The organism is Butyrivibrio sp. AE3003 (assembly GCF_000686065.1).
Lineage (GTDB): Bacteria > Bacillota > Clostridia > Lachnospirales > Lachnospiraceae > Butyrivibrio > Butyrivibrio hungatei_A.
Genome location: NZ_JMLX01000001.1, coordinates 2,475,774 through 2,495,231, shown reverse-complemented (window position 1 = coordinate 2,495,231; position 19,458 = coordinate 2,475,774). Strand labels below are relative to the sequence as shown.

The window sequence follows — 19,458 nt, the reverse complement described above, 5'->3', positions numbered from 1 at the left end:
GTTCTAAAAAGAAAAAAGCATCGTGGATACTAAAAATATGCACGGATATTTTTATTTATGAATATTTATGAAGGGATTTTAATAATCATAGAATTATCACATTATTGTGTCATAATCGATATGTATTATTCTGAAAAGTAAGGGAGTTAATAATTATGAACATAATTTTATTATCAGGTGGATCCGGAAAGCGTCTTTGGCCTTTGTCCAACGACATCAGAAGTAAGCAGTTTATCAGAATATTTAAGACTGAAGATGGCGAATATGAATCTATGCTTCAGCGTATGTATAGAGGAATCAGGGAAGTTGACGGTGATGCCAATGTCACCATAGCTACATCTAAGAGTCAGGCGTCAGCTATTAACAATCAGCTGGGTGAGGCGGTGGATCTTTCAATTGAGCCTTGCAGAAGAGATACTTTTCCTGCAATCGCGCTCGCGTGCAGTTTCCTTCATGATGTGAAGGGCGTTGGTGACGATGAGCCTGTTGTAGTGTGCCCTGTAGATCCTTATGTCGATGATACATATTTTAAGGCTCTTTCAGATTTGTCAGATATGGCGGCAAAGGGAGATTACAACCTTAATCTTATGGGGATAGAGCCTACTTATCCAAGTGAGAAGTACGGATATATTATTCCCAAGGAAGCCGCTGATGTCAGCGAGGTTCTTGAATTTAAGGAAAAGCCCGATGTTGCTACGGCTAAGGAGTATATTGAAAAAGGTGCTCTTTGGAACGGCGGTGTTTTTGCATTTAAACTTGGATATGTGCTTAACAAGGCGCATGAGCTTATTGATTTTAAGGATTATCAGGACTTTTTTGACAGATATGATAACAGTAATAAGATTAGCTTTGACTATGCGGTTGTTGAAAAAGAGAATAGCATAGGAATGATGAAGTATGCGGGAAGCTGGAAGGATCTTGGAAGCTGGAATACTCTGACAGAGGCTATGCATGAGAATATTGTCGGAAATGCTGTTCTTAACGATAAGTGTGAGAATGTGCATGTATTAAACGATCTTGATGTTCCTATACTTTGCATGGGACTTAAGGATGTTGTGGTATCAGCATCTCCCGACGGAATACTTGTTTCCGACAAGGAACAGTCAAGTTACATCAAACCCTATGTTGAGGAATTTAATCAGCAGATTATGTTTGCCGAGAAGTCATGGGGAAAGTATCAGGTAATGGATGTTGAATCTGAGTCGATGACAATAAAAGTTGTTCTTAATCCAGGTCATTCTATGAACTATCACAGCCATAAGAACAGAGATGAAGTATGGGTTGTTCTCTCCGGTAAGGGCAGAACTGTGGTTGACGGAATGGAGCAGAATATCAAGGCCGGAGACGTTATTACCATGAGTGCAGGATGCAGACATACGGTTTTTGCAGAGACTGAGCTTAAGCTCATTGAGGTACAGCTTGGAAAAGATATTACTGTAGAGGATAAACAAAAATATAACCTTGAATAAATATGATTTAGATGTCAAAAGTCCAACTGTATATAATATGATGTCAAAACAAAAAGATGAGAGATGACACATTGAAGAATTTTCCTTTTATGTTAAAGCCTGCCGCGAAGGATTATCTCTGGGGCGGCCAGAGGCTTAACGATGATTTTGGTAAAAATATAGATATGGATCCCTTGGCGGAGACATGGGAATGCAGTACGCATCCTGACGGACCGAGTGTTGTTTCGGGCGGTGAGTTTGACGGAAGACTCCTTATCGACGTTTTAAAAGAGCATTCCGAATATCTGGGAAAGCATTGCGAGGAGCTTGGCGAACTTCCGATTCTCATAAAGTTCATTGATGCAAAGGCGAATCTGTCTGTGCAGGTTCATCCAAGCGATGAATATGCAAGAGAGTATGAAAACGGTCAGCTAGGTAAGACGGAGATGTGGTATGTTCTTGATGCCATCAAGGATTCCAGGTTGATTTACGGCCTAAAATATGATTGCAGTAAAGAAGCCATCAGAGATGCCATAGAAAAAGGAGAGCTTGAGAGGCATCTTAGATATTATCCCATTAAGAAGAATGACGTTTTCTTTATAGAAGCGGGAACGATACATGCTATAGGTGCGGGCGCGCTTATAGCAGAGATTCAGGAAAACAGTAATCTCACTTACAGGCTGTACGATTACGACCGTGTGGATAAGAACGGTAAAAAGCGAGAGCTTCATGTGGATAAGGCACTTGAAGTTTCGAATTTAAAGAACATAGGTGAACCTAGGCAGGCAATGAGGGTGCTTAAGTATAGCCCGGGTGTTGCGAATGAGCTTCTTAGCAGATGTAAGTATTTTGAAGTATGCAGGATGCTGATAAATACCGAGAGAAGGCAGAAGGTTACATACAGCTCCGATGAGCTTTCGTTCAGGGTTCTCTTATGCTATGACGGATGCGGAAATATCAGTTATTGCACGGAAGACGGAAGGAAAGAATACATAAATATATATAAGGGAGACTGCGTCTTCGTGCCTGCTGATTCCGTGGAGCTTGTGCTTAACGGAGTTATGGAACTTTTGGATGTCAGGTGCTGAGATTGAGTTTTACCAAAAATGATTTAGATTAAATGGTTTTAAATTATAAAGTTCGGAAGGAAATCAATTATATTTTGATTTCCTTCCGAACTTTGCTTATAATATAAATATAATCGATGATTAGTGAACGAAGGGTAATATGATGAAATCATGCAAAGAAATGGCATTAATATGGGGCATATCAGAGCGAAGGGTGACCGAATTTTGCAAAGATGGAAAGATTCCTGGGGCTGAAAAAGTCGGCAAACAGTGGCAAATACCCGATAATGCTCAAAGGCCTACAGATAATCGTATTGTTAGCGGCAGATATGTTAAAAGTGAATCTGCAAAGGAGAAAAAGCCGCTTCCGATAGGTATATCTGATTATATTAGGGCGCAATCTGACTACTATTATGTTGATAAGACGTTGCTTATCAAGGAGTTTTTGGATTGTAAGGCATTAGTTTCTTTATTTACACGCCCAAGGCGTTTTGGCAAGACGTTAAATATGGATATGCTCCGCGTTTTCTTTGAGATATCTTCTGAGGATACAAGTAGATATTTTGCAGATAAAGCGATATGGAGGTGTGGACCTGAATATAGAGCGCATCAGGGGAAATATCCGGTGATTTTTATGACGTTTAAGGATGTGAAGTTTGATTCATGGGATGCGACTTTTTCTAAAATTACAGAGCTTCTTCAAGATGAATTTGGTAGACATTCCGAGCTAAAAAACAGCAATAAGCTTGAAAAATATGAGAAAGATTATTATGAGAAGGTATTGAACGGACAGGCAAGCGAAGTGGAGCTGTCATCTGCTCTTTTGAAACTTTCAAAAATGCTTTCTGAGCATTACGATAAGGCGCCCATTATTATTATTGATGAATATGATACTCCTATACAGGAAGGATATTCCAAAGAGTTTTATGATGAAATTATTGGATTTATGAGGAATTTCTTTTCCGGAGCGTTTAAAGATAACAGGAATTTGTCATATGGTTTCCTGACAGGAATTTTAAGAATATCGCAGGAAAGTATATTCAGTGGTTTAAACAATCTTATGGTTAATTCTGTAATGGATGATGAGTATGACGAATTTTTTGGTTTTACTGAATCTGAAGTTAAGGATATGCTTGAATACTATGGCGTTTCAGACAAGGAAAAAGAATTAAGAGATTGGTATGATGGATATCTTTTTGGAAGTATGGAGATATATAATCCTTGGTCAGTTATAAACTACATTTCCAAAGGCTGCTTACCTCAGGCATATTGGGTTAATACTGGGAAAAATGAAATACTGGATGATGTATTAAGAACTGCTACAGAGGAGGTAATTGAGAAGCTTAATTTGCTACTTATGGGAGAAAAAGTAATCGCGAAGATTGATCAGAGCGTGGTATACAGGTCGCTTACGGAAGATCCTGCAAATATCTATAGTCTGCTGTTGGTTGCGGGTTATTTGAAAGTATTTGGTAAGAAGCTTCAAGGGGATGGAACGTGGCTTTGTGAAGTGGCGATACCGAATCGGGAGATATCAGCGGTATATAAGAGCGAGGTTATGACGCATCTAATGCAGATTGGTGCTATTGGTAGAGCAACAGCCAATAAGATTGCAGAGAGCTTGTATTCTATGGATTTAAAGAAGCTGCAAGAGGGCATAGGCGAGTATATGAAGAGAAGTATTAGCTTTTATGATGCTGGAGCAGAGGGCTTTTATCACGGTATGGTGCTTGGACTTGTTGCTTTGATGGATGATCAGTACAATATAAGATCAAACAGAGAATCAGGTGACGGAAGATATGATATTTGTATGATTCCGAGAACGGATAAATATCCGGGTATAATCATGGAATTAAAATGGGGAAAGGATCTAAGCGATAAGGCACTTAATCAGTTGTCTGAGGAAGCGCTTTACCAAATAGAGGAAAATGGCTATGCTACAGAAATGTACGAGGAAGGAATTAAGGATATTATAATACTTGGAATAGCATTCTCGGGGAAAAAATGTGTAATTGTCAATAAAAAAGATGTTTATTGAATTCCAGCTGGTTATACACGTGATATTACGAGATAATCAGCTGGAATTGATATAGAAGTATGTTTAGCAGCTGATTATGGACATTTTCCTTCGCTTTAAAATTTCCCCCATCTATGGTATCATTTTTCCTAGTAATTAACTGAAAATACTTATGTTGGGGAGGCATTGATGGCAAGCGTAAGTCTTAAAACAATTATTGATAAAATGAAGCTCACAAACCTGACACCGGAGCTTGATATCAAGAAGATCCGCATTATTCAGCCTGATATTAACAGGCCGGCGTTGCAGCTTGCAGGGTATTATGAACACTTCGAGGCAACCAGACTTCAGGTTATAGGTTTCGTAGAATATACATACATGGAATCTTTTTCTGATAAGGAAAAAGAGAAGATGTACAGAGAACTGCTTTCCTTTGATATACCGGGAGTTGTTTTCTGCAGGGACCTGGCTCCCGATCCTATCTTTTTGAAAATTGCGGTTGAGGAGAAAGTACCGGTCCTTATGACCAAGAAGTCCACCTCTGTTTTCATGGCGGAGATCATCAGGTGGCTTAATGTTAAACTTGCTCCTTGCATTTCAATTCACGGCGTACTTGTCGATGTTTACGGCGTAGGCGTTTTGATAACGGGTGAGAGCGGAATCGGTAAATCCGAGACAGCAATCGAGCTTATTAAAAGAGGACATCGTCTTGTATCGGATGACGCGGTTGAGCTTAGGCGTGTAAGTGAGGAGACTCTCATAGGAACATCGCCTGATATTACAAGGCATTTTATTGAGATGAGAGGTGTCGGAATCATAGACGTTAAAACGCTTTACGGTGTATCCAGCGTAAGAGAGACACAGACTATCGACCTTGTTATCAAGCTTGAAGAGTGGGACAAGGACAGAGAGTACGACAGATTCGGACTTGAGGAAGAGTACACTGAGTACCTTGGAAACAAGATAGTTTGTCACAGGATTCCAATAAGACCGGGCCGAAATCTTGCGGTAATCTGCGAGTCGGCAGCAGTTAACCACAGACAGAAACAGATGGGCTACAATGCTGCGCAGGAGCTCTACAACAGAGTTCAGAACTCACTTGCAAGAAGACGTTCGGACGACGATGATGACGACGAGGAATAATTGAAGAGGAATAATACAAAAGGAGACTATTAGAGGTAATGGGAAAATATGTATTTGGCGTAGATATCGGAGGAACAACTGCTAAGATCGGACTTCTTACAGAGGAAGGCGAGAAAGTTGAGCTTTGGGAGATACCTACCAGAAAAGAGAACAACGGAAGCAGCATTTTAAGTGATGTTGCAGAGTCTGTTAAGGCTAAGATCGCTGAGAAAAATCTTGCATCCGACGATATAATCGGAATCGGACTTGGTGTTCCCGGTGCTGTAGATGCAGATGGCATGTGTCTTCAGGCCGTAAATCTTGGATGGTCCAAGCTCAATGTGGTAAAAGAGCTCGAAGCTCTCACAGGGTATAAGGTAAAAGCAGGAAACGACGCTAATGTTGCAGCTCTCGGAGAGCAGTGGAGAGGCGGCGGACAGGGACATCAGAACATGCTCCTTGTTACACTCGGAACAGGTGTAGGCGGCGGAATCATAAACGAAGGCAAGATCTTAACAGGAGCAACAGGTTCAGGCGGAGAGATCGGACACATCCATCTTGTTGATGATGAGCCTGAAGCATGCGGATGCGGCAATCACGGTTGCTTTGAGCAGTACGCAAGTGCTACCGGAGCAGTGAGAGTGTCTAAGAGAATTCTTGCAGAGGTGGCAGAAGACAGCGTTCTTCGCGGCAAAGATTTCGAGTGCAAGGACGTATTCGACGCAGCCAAGAAAGGTGACAAGGTTGCCGTTAAATGCGCTGAGAAGTACGGTTATTACCTCGGAAAAGGAATCGCGAGTGTTGCTACGGTTGTAAATCCTGAGATAATAGTTATCGGCGGCGGAGTTTCAAAAGCGGGAGAAATGCTCTTTGACCTCTTGATGCCTTCATTTAAAAAGTATGTATTTTCCGGTTGCAGCACAGCACAGTTTGCACTTGCAAAGCTTGGAAATGATGCGGGAGTCTTCGGCGCAGCAAGAATGCTTCTGTATTAAAAGGAGATTTTTTTGAATAACGATTTAGTAAATGCTCTGAGAGAAATTGTCTCAGAAGAAAATATCATATTAAATGAAAACATGAGCAGGCACACTACGTTTAGAACAGGTGGGCCTGCGAGCTTATTTATAAGCCCGAAAGACACTGAGCAGTTATTGAAAGTTGTGGAGCAGCTCAGAGAATCTAATGAAGAGTATTTTATTCTCGGAAACGGAAGTAATCTTCTCGTATCTGACGAAGGATATGACGGAACTGTCGTTTCACTCAAGAACTTTACTGATGTATCCGCAGAAAGTGACACGAGTATCAGGGCAGAGGCCGGTGCGCTTAATTCAGCCATAGCTTCTTTTGCAAGAGACAGGGAACTTGCAGGCTTTGAGTTCGCTGCGGGAATTCCCGGAACTATCGGCGGCGCGATGGTCATGAACGCAGGCGCCTATGACGGCGAGATGAAGCAGGTCGTAAAGGAAGTCAAGGCCATATCACCTGAAGGTGAGCTTGTGACGCTTTCATGCGACGACATGGAATTTGGTTACAGAACCAGTTTTATTAAAGGAAAAAAATACATTGTTCTGTCCGTACTTATTGAACTTACTAAGGGACAGAAGGAAGCAATTATAGAAAAGATGTCCGATCTTGCACAGAGAAGACGTGACAAACAGCCGCTTGAGTATCCCAGTGCCGGATCGACATTTAAGAGACCTGAAGGAAATTTTGCGGGTAAACTTATCCAGGATGCCGGACTTAGGGGCTATACCGTGGGCGGTGCATGTGTATCGGAGAAACATTGCGGATTTGTGATAAATAAAGATTCTGCAACTTCGGCCGATATATACAAAGTAATTGATGACGTAAGGAAGAAGGTATACGAGTCCTATGGAGTATTGCTGGAGCCCGAAGTTATTATGCTTGGTAGATTTGAGCAGAGCACTTGACGAGGTTATTTCGAGTCTAGTGCGAGCCATGGGGGAACACTTAACGAGCTTCAAGCGAGTTTAGTGAGAATCCCAAAAGCAGAGCACTTATTTATATACGTGAGAGGTTTAAACCATGAGATTCGTAGTTGTTACGGGAATGAGCGGCGGTGGTAAATCGACCGCTATACATATGCTTGAGGATGCAGGTTTTTATTGCGTAGACAATCTTCCTGTATTTCTTATAGAGAAGTTTGCTGAACTTGTCGCAGTACCGGATAACGGGATCAGCAAAGTCGTACTTGGAATTGACGCAAGAGCGGGCCAGAAGTTTGAAGAGGTTGCGGGAATCATCGACACTCTGAAAGAAAGAGGACTTCCCATTGAAGTTCTTTATATGGACGCAAGCGATGAAGTTCTTATAAAGAGATATAAAGAGACAAGACGTGTTCATCCGATGAATGTCAATGATATCGGAAATCGTATAGAGGACGGAATTGCCAAAGAGAGAGCGGTTCTTACGGAGGTAAAAAAGAGAGCGGATTATGTGATCGATTCTTCAAAGCTTCTTACAAGGGAACTTCGCGAAGAACTTGACCGCATCTTTGTAAGAAACGAAGAGTACAATTCTCTTATGGTGACGGTGCTTTCATTTGGTTTTAAATATGGAATTCCGTCGGACGCAGACCTTGTGTTTGATGTTAGGTTCCTGCCGAACCCTTTTTATATAGATGATCTCAAACATCAGACGGGAAATGACAAGCCGGTTCAGGACTATGTAAAAAGTTTTCCGGAATGCGGGCAGTTCCTGGATAAGCTGACGGATATGCTTGAATTCCTGATTCCCGGATATATCAAAGAAGGTAAGTATCAGCTTGTTGTTGCTATCGGATGTACCGGTGGCCAGCACAGAAGTGTAACAATCGCCAACGAACTGTATAACAGGTTGAAAGCCGGAGACGGTAAGTTTGGAATCAAGCTCTTACACAGAGATGTGAAGCAGGCAAGGTGAGATATGTCTTTTTCATCCGACGTAAAAGAAGAACTTGCAAAACGCATAGGTGCGTCGAGGCATTGCAGGCTTGCGGAGATAGCAGCCATTGTTAACAGCACGGGCTATATTGAGCTAAAAAACGGTAAGCCGATAATGCTTTATTTGCAGCCGGATAATGAGGCTGTAATTAGAAAGTTCTTTACATTAATAAAAAAAGCATTTAATATAGGAACTAGCTTTTTGGAAGAATCCCCCGATATCAAGGTAAATGGGCGTGTTTACAGGCCTGTACTGGGAGAAGGGGAACTTCTTGAATCGTGTCTTAAGGCAATCAGAGTGATTGACGGTGACGGGAACCTCAGACCTTTCGGGGAAGGGGTGAGCCCGCTTATCACAGGAAAATCATGTTGTAAGAGAGCCTTCATTCGCGATTCTTTCTTGTGCATCGGTTCCATAAGCGATCCCAACAAGGGATATCATTTGGAATTTGTCTGTGACTATGAGAATCAGGCACTTAGGTTGCAGGAGATAATAGAGAGCTTTGATATTGAGGCAAGGATAGTCAGACGAAAGAAATATTTTGTTTTATATGTGAAGGAAGGCTCCGGTATTGTTGATCTTCTGAATATAATGGAAGCTCCGATCAGTCTTATGAATCTGGAGAATCTCAGGATTGTAAAAGAGATGAGAAATTCCATAAACAGGAGAGTCAATTGTGAAGTCGCCAATATAACAAAGACTGTTAATGCCGCGACTAAGCAAATAGAGGACATTACATATATCAGAGACTTTTATGGTTTTAATCGCTTGCAGGAGAGCTTGCGGGAGATGGCAGAGGTCAGGCTTGAACACCCTGATGCGACGCTTCTTGAATTGGGCAAGTATCTTGATCCGCCTGTAGGTAAGTCAGGAGTTAATCATCGGCTTAGGAAACTGAGCGAGCTTGCGGATAAGCTGAGATGAGGAGGGAATTATTATGTTGACAAAATCTATCGAGATTAAGTTGCCCAGAGGACTGGAGGCAAGACCTGTTGCTGAGCTTGTTCAGCTCGCAAGTAAGTACGAGAGTACTGTTCATATCGAGGCTCAGTCCAAGAAAGTTAATGCAAAGAGCATTATGGGAATGATGACACTTAGTCTGAACACAGGAGAAGAAGTAACAGTTATCGCAGAAGGAAGCGATGAAGAGTCGGCAGTTGCTGACATGGAGATGTTTCTTCACGGAAACAAGAAGAAATAAAACTCATTAATTAAAAAAAGCCCTTTTTTAAAGGGAGGATGCCGGGTAAGCTTCTCTTACCCGGCACATTATGAAAAAGTTTAATTGGTATTGTCTGTCTCAACTCATCTGACAATATTATAATAACAAGCAGGTATGTCCAAAAGATGATTTGAAGTAACCATTCTTTTAATGAATTGTAAACAAATTATGAACGCTCGCATTTATCGTAATGTGGGCGTTTTATGTATTATAATTATTCTCGGAGGAAAAGTTTGTGCTGAAGAAGGTTGCGTTTGTAATAGATGAAGAAAATCTGAAAAACAACGAGGTGACTGAAAGCATAGAATCCGCAAGGGAATATATAAATCAGTGCGGTATCGAAGCTGAGGTGCTCGGGGCACAGGATTTTTTCAAAGATAATAAGACTGATAAAGAAATGCTTGTCGTTGCCGACAGGAAAGAAAATACCGTAAAAGCGACGGAGCTTGGATTCTACGTGGTCGGAGTGGAGCATCCATTAAATAAGAACGAAGAATTTCCGGGAGTGAAATATATTTTTTCCGACATTGACGAAGTCGACTTGGATTCATTCGTGAAGGCTTATCAGAGATACGCGGGTGAGCCCTGGGAAGTGCTCACGACTACAAGGCTCCTTGTGAGGGAAACGACGCTTGATGATGTGGACGAGTTCTATAAGCTGTATAAAGATCCCGAGATGACCAGATATATGGAAGGCCTTTTTGAAAATCCCGAAGATGAAAAGAGATATCAGAAGGATTATATTGAGAAGGTGTACGGCCTCATGGGTTTTGGCGTATGGACACTTGTAAGGCGCAAGGATAGCAGGGTTATCGGAAGAGTCGGCTACTCCGTAAGGAACGGGTTTGATGATATTGAACTTGGATTTCTTGTCGGAAAAGAGTTTCAGAGGCAGGGCTATGCTTATGAGGCGTGCAAGGCGGTTCTTGAATACGGCAGGGATATCCTTTTGTTTGATAAGGTTCAGACCCTTGTAAAAGCCGAGAATGAGATTTCCATTAATCTGTGCAAGAAACTGGGATTTAAGGTTTTGGACACGGTGTCTGTCGAGGAAGATATATACGGAAGAGAGTATGTCGGCGAGAAGATCGAGCCGGTCGGCGGACCCACCTATGGAGAATACGTGCGGCTGATGCTGAGATTTGGTGCTTAAATTTATTTGTGGCTTTTTTTGACGGCATCCTATACAATAGATTTGTAACAATAGAGATAAAAAATGGATAGGTACGAAGGGTAGAGAGCCCTTAACGAAGAGTGCCTATGGAGGTGAAATGAAAGAATTTTTAGACAGTTTTAAAATGGTGGCAGGGCTAATCGGAGGCCTTGCAATGTTTTTGTATGGGATGAACGTTATGAGCGGAGGTCTTACCAAGGCCGCAGGCGGAAGACTTGAGAGCGTACTTGCCAAAGTCACCAAACATCCTATTATCGCGTATTTATTCGGTGTCGGTGTAACCGCACTGGTTCAATCATCATCTGCATCTACCGTAATGGTAGTTGGTCTTGTTAATTCAGGAATCGTAACTCTTAAACAGGCAGTAAACGTTATTCTCGGTGCTAACCTTGGTACGACATTTACGGCATGGATTCTTACACTTAATAATCTTAACAGCACAAAGTATTTGTGGCTGGAACTCTTAAAGCCCAGGTCATTCACACCTTTCTTGGCTCTTATAGGTATCGGGCTATATATGTTTTCCAAAAGTGAGAAAAAGAAAAATATCGGAACAATCCTTCTCGGATTTTCTGTTTTGATGTTCGGAATGAGCAGTATGTCTGATGCTGTCGCTCCGCTAAAGGATAATGAAGGATTTAAGAGCCTTCTTATGAAGTTCAGCAATCCTCTTATCGGATTCATGGTCGGAATCTTTTTTACCATGCTCATTCAGAGTTCAGCCGGAACAATCGGTGTGCTTCAGGCGATATCGGGAAGTATACCTGTGTATTTCAACATAGCAATACCTGTTGTTGTAGGCGCTGAGGTTGGTACATGTATCACAGCGATTCTTTCATCGTTTGGCGCAAACAAGAATGGTAAGAGAACAGCTCTTATGCACTTGTATTTCAACTTCATAAAAGCATTACTGTTTATGATAATTTTTTATTCTTTGAATGCCGTGATGAATTTCTCCTTTATGCACCGGGAAGTCGGACTTGCGGGAATTCCGGGGATACATACACTTATTAATCTTATTGCAACGCCCCTTATGCTTCCTTTCTCAGGGGTGCTTGTAAATCTCGCACTCAGCTCTATTCCTATAGATGATAAGGAGAAAAAGGAGCAGGAAGAGCAGCAGGGAATCAGAACTTTGGATCCTCTTTTCCTTGCGAACCCTCCTTTTGCGCTTGAACAGGCCAGACTTGCTGCGGTCGAGATGGCAAATATGTCAAAAGATGCCCTTGATAAGGCAGTTTCACTTATTACGGATTACAAAGATGAAGTGGCGCAGGATGTCGATTATCTTGAACGCAAAGTCGATCAGTACGAGGACCAGCTTGGAACTTATCTTATGAAGATAAACAACCATCATCTTGCTCCCGAAGACAGCCATACACTCACAATGCTTCTTCATTGCATCACCGACTATGAGAGAATAAGCGATCATGCTCTCAACATCATGCAGAAAGCTCAGGGTATGGCGGAGAATAAGAGAGAGTTTACCCAGAAGGGTCAGATAGAGATGGATATATTCGCATCAGCGGTAAAAGAGATCGTGGATATGTCTATAAAAGCGTTTGAAACACGTGATGTCGAGATAGCAAAGTCTATAGAGCCTCTCGAGGAAGCGATTGACGGCATTCAGAAAGAGATAAAAAGGCGTCATGTGAGAAGGCTTCGCAAGGGCAAGTGTACCATTGAGCAGGGCTTTGACCTTAGTGATATCGGAACAGATTATGAGCGTATCGCAGATCACTGCAGCAACATCGCCGTAGGCGTTATTGAGGTGCATGATGATGCGTACGATGCACACGAGTATTTGGAAACGCTCAAAGCGGATAAAAGAGAAGGCTTTGAGCAGGCAGTTGATTTCTACGAGAGAAAATATCAGCTTCCTTCTGTTAAGTTTTAATGCAGGAGTGATTATTTATGGAATTTCAGTACTTAGAGAAAAAGGAGCAGGGCGAGTTCATTACCCGCTACGACCTTCATTACAAAACTGTTGATAACAAGGATAAGACATACGAGATAATCAGCAGAAATCCCGATCTCAAGGGATATGACGATATTCACAACAACAAGATCGATGCAGTTGTGCTTATCATGCACGATGAGACTGGGGAAAAGATACTTATAAACAAAGAGTTCAGACTTGCACCGGGCGCATGGGTATACAACTTCCCTGCAGGTCTTATCGATCCCGGTGAAGTACCGGAGGAGAGCGCAAGAAGAGAACTCAAGGAAGAAACAGGACTTGATATAATCAGTATTGACGAGTGGATTGGCGAAAGTTACAGTGCAGTCGGTTTCTCAAATGAAAAGAACCTTTGCTGCGTCGGAAAGGCGGCGGGAACTTTTTCAAAAAGCAGCTCGACATTGGAAGAGATAGTACCCGGCTGGTATACCAAAAAAGAAGTAAGAGAACTGCTTAAGACTCAGCCTTTTGCTGCAAGGACGCAGGCGTATTGCTACTTATGGTCGAAGGAGTAATGAGAGTCGGTATTTGTTTATGAATGATAAGAAAGAGATACAAAAAGGAATATATCAGGGCCGGAGCCAGGCAGAAGAGTTAAAAAGAGGAATCATAGGGCTCAATATCTGTGAGGAGTGCGGTGGACTATGCACTGCGAGTGTCCCTATTATCGAGGGACTTCCTGTAAATGCGCAGGTAAGCCTTATGGAGCATTCTGTTCATGAGACTCTCAAGAAGAACAGTTATCTTTTCAGAGAAGGCGAACCCGTTGATTCCATATGCATAATACGAAAAGGAAGAGTTAAGCTTTGCAGATACGATTCTCTCGGAAGAGAGCAGATCATAACGATTCTTGCAGATCATGACATCATTTGGGAAGGCATGTTTTTGGATGGCAGTATTTATCCTTATTCTGCGGTTTGCCTTACAAATGCTTCTATTTGCCAGATACACAGGGATGATTTCATTAAAGTTGTGGACGATCCTTCGGCTGCGATGAATATCATCATTCTTTTGAGCAAAAAACTCCACGATGCCAATGAGAGGAACATGCTTCTTTCCACAAAAGACCCGATGGCCAGACTGGCGGGCTTTTTGATGTACAGAGTTGACAGGAGTGTGGGCGATGACATAGTATTAAAACTCGATGACATTGCCGCAAGTGTAAATCTTCGAACAGAGACTGTCAGCAGGAAACTCAGGGAGATGGAAAAGAGCGGGCTTATTGAGCGAGTCGGACATGCCAAGATCAGGGTGCTCGACAGAGATGCATTAAGGGAAATATATATTTATCAGTGATCTATACAGATTATTTATGAAACGGAGTAACAATGGTTAAAGGTGCAATTCATTCAATAGAGACATTCGGTTCGGTTGATGGACCCGGAATCAGATTTATCGTATTCTTAAAGGGATGCAAATTAAGATGCAAGTACTGCCACAATGCTGATACTTGGGATCCCAATTCGGAAGATATGCGTACTCCCGATGAACTTCTGGACTTTGCGGAAAGATACAGAAGCTATTGGGGAACAGAAGGCGGAATTACTGTAAGCGGCGGAGAGCCGCTTCTTCAGATAGACTTCTTGATCGAGCTCTTTAAGAAGGCAAAAGAGCGCGGTATCAATACATGCATAGATACGGCACTTCAGCCTTTTACGCGTGAGGAGCCTTTCTTTTCCAAGTTTGAGGAACTTATGAAGTATACGGACCTGTTACTTGTTGATATCAAGCACATCGACAAGGATGAGCACATAGAGCTCACAGGGCTTCCGAATGACAATATATTCGACGGATTCAAGTATCTGTCGGATATCTCAAAACCCATATGGATCCGTCATGTGCTCGTGCCCGGAATAACCGATGATGATGAGTACCTTAAGAGAACAAGAGAGTTTATAGAGACTCTTTCCAATGTACAAAAGATTGAGGTCCTTCCCTATCATTCGATGGGACAGCATAAGTTCGAGACACTCGGTATTCCTTACAAGCTCGACGGCGTTAAATCTCCTTCAAAAGAGAGAGTTGAAAATGCAATGAAAATATTAAATGGGAAATAATATCATGAGAAGGCAGCTGCGCAATGGAGCTGTCTTTTTTGATGGAGTTAAATAATATTTTAAGAAAAACTCAAAACTTGATTACAATCAATGTTTGGATGTGTAACAGGTGATATCATCAATCTCGAACAATACATATGATAATATTTTAACGAGGAGTACGTAAAATGAACGAAGCATGGCGCGGGTTTAAGGGAACCCACTGGTTGGATGACGTTAACGTAAGAGATTTCATCCAGAACAACTACACACCTTATGACGGAGATGAGAGCTTTTTGGCTGAGCCTACAGAAGCTACAGATAAGCTTTGGGGCAAGCTTCAGGAGCTCCAGAAACAGGAACGTGAAAAGGGCGGCGTTCTTGAGTGTGAGACAGAGGTTGTTTCTAGTCTTACAGCATATGGCCCCGGATATATTGATGAGTCTATGAAGGACCTTGAGCAGGTTGTTGGTCTTCAGACAGATAAGCCTCTTAAGAGAGCATTCATGCCTTTCGGCGGAATCAAGATGGCTGAAGAAGCTGCTGAGACATACGGATACAAGGTAAATGAGAAGTTCCACAAGATCTTCACAGAGTATCACAAGACTCACAACCAGGCAGTATTTGATGCTTACACACCTGAGATGAGAGCAGCAAGACACAGCCACATCGTAACAGGTCTTCCTGATACATACGGCCGTGGACGTATCGTAGGCGACTACAGAAGAGTAGCTCTTTACGGTATCGATTACCTCATCAAGAAGAAGATGGATGACTACAACAACTGTGGTGACGGAACAATGCTCGACCACATCATCCGTCAGAGAGAAGAAATCTCTGAGCAGGTTAGAGCTCTTAAGGGAATGAAGGAAATGGCATCCGTTTACGGATTTGATATTTCTGCTCCCGCTAAGAACGCTAAGGAAGCTGTTCAGTGGCTTTACTTCGGATACCTTGCAGCTATCAAGACTCAGAACGGTGCTGCTATGTCAGTTGGACGTGTTTCAACATTCCTTGATATTTATATTGAAAGAGATATTAAAGAGGGAACTCTTACAGAGAAAGAGGCACAGGAACTTATCGACCACATGACAATGAAGTTCAGAATGGTTAAGTTCGCTCGTATCCCTTCATACAACAACCTCTTCTCAGGTGACCCTGTATGGGCTACACTTGAAGTTGGTGGACTTGGAATGGATGGTCGTCACATGGTTACAAAGAACGACTTCCGTTTCCTTCATACTCTTGAGAACATGGGACCTTCACCTGAGCCTAACCTTACAGTGCTCTACACATCTAAGCTCCCTGAGACATTCAAGAAGTATGCTGCAAAGATTTCAGTTACAACATCTTCAATCCAGTACGAGAACGATGATGTTATGCGTCCTATCTGGGGCGATGACTACAGCATCTGCTGCTGCGTATCTGCTACACAGACAGGTAAAGAGATGCAGTTCTTCGGAGCAAGAGCTAACCTTGCTAAGTGCCTTCTTTACGCTATCAACGGTGGTAAGGATGAGAAGTTCCTTACAAAGGACGGCAAGCACATGCAGGTAGGTCCTGAGATGGCTCCTATCACAGCTGACGTACTTGATTATGATGAAGTTATGCACAAATATGACATCATGATGGATTGGCTTGCAGGACTCTATGTAAACATCCTCAACCTTATCCAGTACATGCATGATAAGTACTACTACGAAGCAGCTGAGATGGCTCTTATCGATACAGATGTAAGACGTACATTCGCTACAGGTATCGCTGGATTCTCACACGTTGTAGATTCACTTTCAGCTATCAAGTATGCTAAGGTTACAACTGTTCGTGATGAGTCAGGTCTTGTTGTTGATTACAAGGTAGAGGGAGACTTCCCAAGATACGGTAATGATGATGAGAGAGCAGACGAGATCGCTGTATGGCTCCTTAAGACATTCATGAAGAAGATCGAGAAGCACCACACATATCGTGATTCTGAGCCTACAACATCTATCCTTACAATCACATCTAACGTTGTTTATGGTAAGGCTACAGGTGCTACACCTGACGGAAGACCTGCATTCGCTTCATTCGCACCCGGAGCATCACCTTCATACGGTGCTGAGAAGACAGGACTTCTTGCTTCACTTAACTCTGTTGCTAAGATTCCTTACGAGTACGCTCTTGACGGAATTTCTAACACACAGACAATGAACCCTAACGCTCTTGGTCACGACGATGAGGAGAGATCAAACAAGCTTGTTAGCGTTCTTGACGGATACTTTGACCAGGGTGCACACCACCTTAACGTTAACGTATTTGGTAAGGAGAAGCTCATCGATGCTATGGAGCATCCTGAGAAGCCTGAGTATGCTAACTTCACTATCCGTGTATCAGGATATGCTGTTAAGTTCATCAACCTTACTAAGGAGCAGCAGCTCGACGTTATCGCACGTACATGCCACGAGGCACTTTGATCTTAGATCGTACGTAATATAACATGTAAATAAATAGGGACGGCTCGAGATAATCGAGTCGTCCTTTTTATATTAATAAAAAGATCTGAAAGCAATTAAGCTTTCAGATCTTTTAATTTCTTTTCATCTATCTTGCCTTCTGCAATTGTATTTTTTACCCATAACCTAAGGGCTTCAACAGTCATATCTATATTGTCCAGCTGACGCTGTATTTCGGCGAAATCTTTGAGTTCGTCATCTGTTATGCGCCCGTCTGCTGTTATGTCTATTAAACGAGCTTTCTGGTTGTCCAGAGAATTAAGTGCGGATAACATTCCAAGTACAATCTCCGATAATGATGAAATCTTAACCTCGGGAACATTGCCTTTTCCGATCCGGCACTCGTGAGTGCAGTAGTAGTTGCATAACTCAGGCTTCTTATAAGCGACAGCCATATCTGCAACGTCTTCCGGCTGAACGGATGTCTTATCTGTTTCTATTTTTTCAAGGCGGCTGTCACTTATCGTTCCGATAAGTTCGCTTGCCTGAGCTCTGGTCAGGCCGGCCTCTTCACGCGATGTGAAATAGATGTTCTTATTCTCTTTTACTGATTTCTTACCCATATCTCCTCCGGGGCGATGTTTACTGTGATGTCATATTACTATGCCAATAATGCGGTTGCAATGTTCAAGAAAACAAGCAGTGACAATGCATCAACTATTGTGGTAATGAACGGACTTGCCATAACTGCCGGGTCAAAGCCGAAGCGTGATGCAAGCATGGGAAGGAAACAACCTACGAGTTTTGCAATGAGCACAACAACAAAAAGTGTCAGGCAGACAACAAGTGATGTTGCGATCGGAACGCCGTGAGCAAAGACAAGAAGTCTTATAAAGTTAGCAACGGCAAGGGTAAAACCGCAAAGAACCGCAACTCTTATTTCTTTCCATACTATCTTGAATAAGTCTTTGAACTCAATTTCTTTCAGTGACAATCCACGGATAATTGATACGCTTGCCTGTGAACCTGCATTTCCGCCTGTATCCATAAGCATCGGGATGTATGCGGTCAGTGCAAATGCTGTCAAAGCTGCTTCATAGTGTGCTATGATTCCGCCCGTAAATGTGGCGCTGACCATAAGGAACAACAGCCATGGAATTCTGTTTCTGTAGGTTTCCAATATGCCTACCTTGGGATAAGGCTTATCGGACGGCACGATAGCAGCCATCTTCTCGATATCCTCGGTAGCCTCTTCTTCCATGATGTCCACAACGTCATCGATGGTGATGATACCGACCATACGTGACTCGTTGTCTACAACGGGCATTGCCGTGAAGCCGTACTTCTGGAAGATTCTTGCTGCTTCTTCCTGGTCGGTCATCGTGTTGATACTGATGACATTGGTATTCATTATGTCGCCGATGATCTCATCGGGCTTTGTTATAAGAAGGTATCTGAGCGCAACGGTTCCGACAAGTATTTTTTGTCTCGATACAACGTAACAGATGTTGATAGTTTCGGAATCTACGCCTTTTTTCCTGATTCTTTCGATAGCGTCGTTGACCGTCATATCTTCACGGAGGTCTACATACTCCACGGTCATAATACTTCCGGCTGAGTCTTCGGGATATCTGAGCAGGTGATTGATATCAGCTCTTGTCTCGGGGCTCGCGTTGGCCAGAATACGCTTTACTACACTGGCGGGCATCTCTTCCAAAAGGTCGGTGGCATCATCCGCCATTAAGTTGTCAATAATGTTGGAAGCTTCTCGGTCTGACAGTGAACGAATGATATACTGCTGATCATCCAGTTCCAAGTCGGCAAATACATCCGCAGCCATATCCTTGGGGAGGATTCTGAACATTTTAAGTGAATCCTCATCCTCCATCTCACCCATTGCGGCAGCTATATCAACTGTGTTCATTTCTGAGATGGTCTGGCGGAGCATGGTGTACTGCCTTGCTTCAAGAAGCTCTTTTAGAATCTCAACGATTGTTTTCTCTTCTTGTAATTCCATGATAATCTCCTTTTGCGTAT

Annotated in this window: 17 protein-coding genes; 15 read left to right on the top strand and 2 right to left on the bottom strand. The window is 42.5% G+C overall.

Annotation, left to right across the window (positions count from 1 at the left end; translation table 11 throughout):
- Window positions 1–155: 155 nt before the first annotated feature.
- From CD00_RS0112005 to pflB, 15 genes are all read left to right on the top strand, one after another.
- Window positions 156–1,469, top strand: coding sequence for a sugar phosphate nucleotidyltransferase (locus tag CD00_RS0112005; RefSeq protein WP_026656185.1), 1,314 nt, complete (start codon window positions 156–158; stop codon window positions 1,467–1,469).
- A gap of 89 nt (window positions 1,470–1,558) precedes the next feature.
- Window positions 1,559–2,536 (top strand): type I phosphomannose isomerase catalytic subunit, encoded by a 978-nt coding sequence (locus tag CD00_RS0112000; RefSeq protein WP_034462513.1) that lies wholly within the window; start codon window positions 1,559–1,561, stop codon window positions 2,534–2,536.
- A gap of 160 nt (window positions 2,537–2,696) precedes the next feature.
- Window positions 2,697–4,553, top strand: a complete 1,857-nt coding sequence (locus CD00_RS0111995) for an AAA family ATPase (RefSeq protein WP_330370412.1) — start codon at window positions 2,697–2,699, stop codon at window positions 4,551–4,553.
- A gap of 168 nt (window positions 4,554–4,721) precedes the next feature.
- The gene (gene hprK, locus CD00_RS0111990; protein WP_026656181.1) at window positions 4,722–5,675 is read left to right on the top strand and encodes an HPr(Ser) kinase/phosphatase; all 954 of its coding nucleotides are present in this window, start codon (window positions 4,722–4,724) and stop codon (window positions 5,673–5,675) included.
- A 38-nt stretch (window positions 5,676–5,713) separates the two neighbouring features.
- Window positions 5,714–6,649, top strand: a complete 936-nt coding sequence (locus CD00_RS0111985) for an ROK family glucokinase (RefSeq protein WP_026656180.1) — start codon at window positions 5,714–5,716, stop codon at window positions 6,647–6,649.
- A gap of 12 nt (window positions 6,650–6,661) precedes the next feature.
- Complete coding sequence (gene murB / locus CD00_RS0111980) at window positions 6,662–7,585, top strand: UDP-N-acetylmuramate dehydrogenase (protein ID WP_026656179.1); 924 nt, start codon at window positions 6,662–6,664, stop codon at window positions 7,583–7,585.
- Between the two features lie 115 nt (window positions 7,586–7,700).
- Window positions 7,701–8,576 carry an RNase adapter RapZ gene (rapZ, locus tag CD00_RS0111975; protein WP_026656178.1) on the top strand — a complete coding sequence of 292 codons (876 nt, stop codon included), beginning with the start codon at window positions 7,701–7,703 and terminating at the stop codon, window positions 8,574–8,576.
- A gap of 3 nt (window positions 8,577–8,579) precedes the next feature.
- Window positions 8,580–9,521, top strand: a complete 942-nt coding sequence (gene whiA / locus CD00_RS0111970; protein WP_026656177.1) for a DNA-binding protein WhiA — start codon at window positions 8,580–8,582, stop codon at window positions 9,519–9,521.
- 13 nt (window positions 9,522–9,534) lie between these two features.
- Window positions 9,535–9,798, top strand: a complete 264-nt coding sequence (locus CD00_RS0111965) for an HPr family phosphocarrier protein (RefSeq protein ID WP_026513510.1) — start codon at window positions 9,535–9,537, stop codon at window positions 9,796–9,798.
- A gap of 256 nt (window positions 9,799–10,054) precedes the next feature.
- On the top strand, window positions 10,055–10,972 hold the full coding sequence (locus tag CD00_RS19425) for a GNAT family N-acetyltransferase (RefSeq protein WP_051594181.1): 918 nt from the start codon (window positions 10,055–10,057) through the stop codon (window positions 10,970–10,972).
- A 118-nt stretch (window positions 10,973–11,090) separates the two neighbouring features.
- Window positions 11,091–12,890 (top strand): Na/Pi cotransporter family protein, encoded by a 1,800-nt coding sequence (locus CD00_RS0111955; RefSeq protein ID WP_026656176.1) that lies wholly within the window; start codon window positions 11,091–11,093, stop codon window positions 12,888–12,890.
- Between the two features lie 17 nt (window positions 12,891–12,907).
- Window positions 12,908–13,468 carry an NUDIX hydrolase gene (locus CD00_RS0111950; protein WP_026656175.1) on the top strand — a complete coding sequence of 187 codons (561 nt, stop codon included), beginning with the start codon at window positions 12,908–12,910 and terminating at the stop codon, window positions 13,466–13,468.
- 19 nt (window positions 13,469–13,487) lie between these two features.
- The gene (locus tag CD00_RS0111945) at window positions 13,488–14,249 is read left to right on the top strand and encodes a Crp/Fnr family transcriptional regulator (RefSeq protein WP_026656174.1); all 762 of its coding nucleotides are present in this window, start codon (window positions 13,488–13,490) and stop codon (window positions 14,247–14,249) included.
- A gap of 32 nt (window positions 14,250–14,281) precedes the next feature.
- Window positions 14,282–15,010: a pyruvate formate-lyase-activating protein gene (gene pflA / locus CD00_RS0111940; RefSeq protein WP_026656172.1), complete on the top strand. Its 729-nt coding sequence runs from the start codon at window positions 14,282–14,284 to the stop codon at window positions 15,008–15,010.
- A 167-nt stretch (window positions 15,011–15,177) separates the two neighbouring features.
- Window positions 15,178–17,442, top strand: coding sequence for a formate C-acetyltransferase (gene pflB / locus CD00_RS0111935; protein ID WP_026656171.1), 2,265 nt, complete (start codon window positions 15,178–15,180; stop codon window positions 17,440–17,442).
- Window positions 17,443–17,537: 95 nt separating this feature from the next.
- Here the strand turns inward: pflB and CD00_RS0111930 are convergent, their stop codons facing one another.
- Window positions 17,538–18,044, bottom strand: a complete 507-nt coding sequence (locus CD00_RS0111930; RefSeq protein WP_026656170.1) for a helix-turn-helix domain-containing protein — start codon at window positions 18,042–18,044, stop codon at window positions 17,538–17,540.
- A gap of 38 nt (window positions 18,045–18,082) precedes the next feature.
- Window positions 18,083–19,438 carry a magnesium transporter gene (mgtE, locus tag CD00_RS0111925; protein ID WP_026656169.1) on the bottom strand — a complete coding sequence of 452 codons (1,356 nt, stop codon included), beginning with the start codon at window positions 19,436–19,438 and terminating at the stop codon, window positions 18,083–18,085.
- Between the last annotated feature and the right edge of the window lie 20 nt (window positions 19,439–19,458).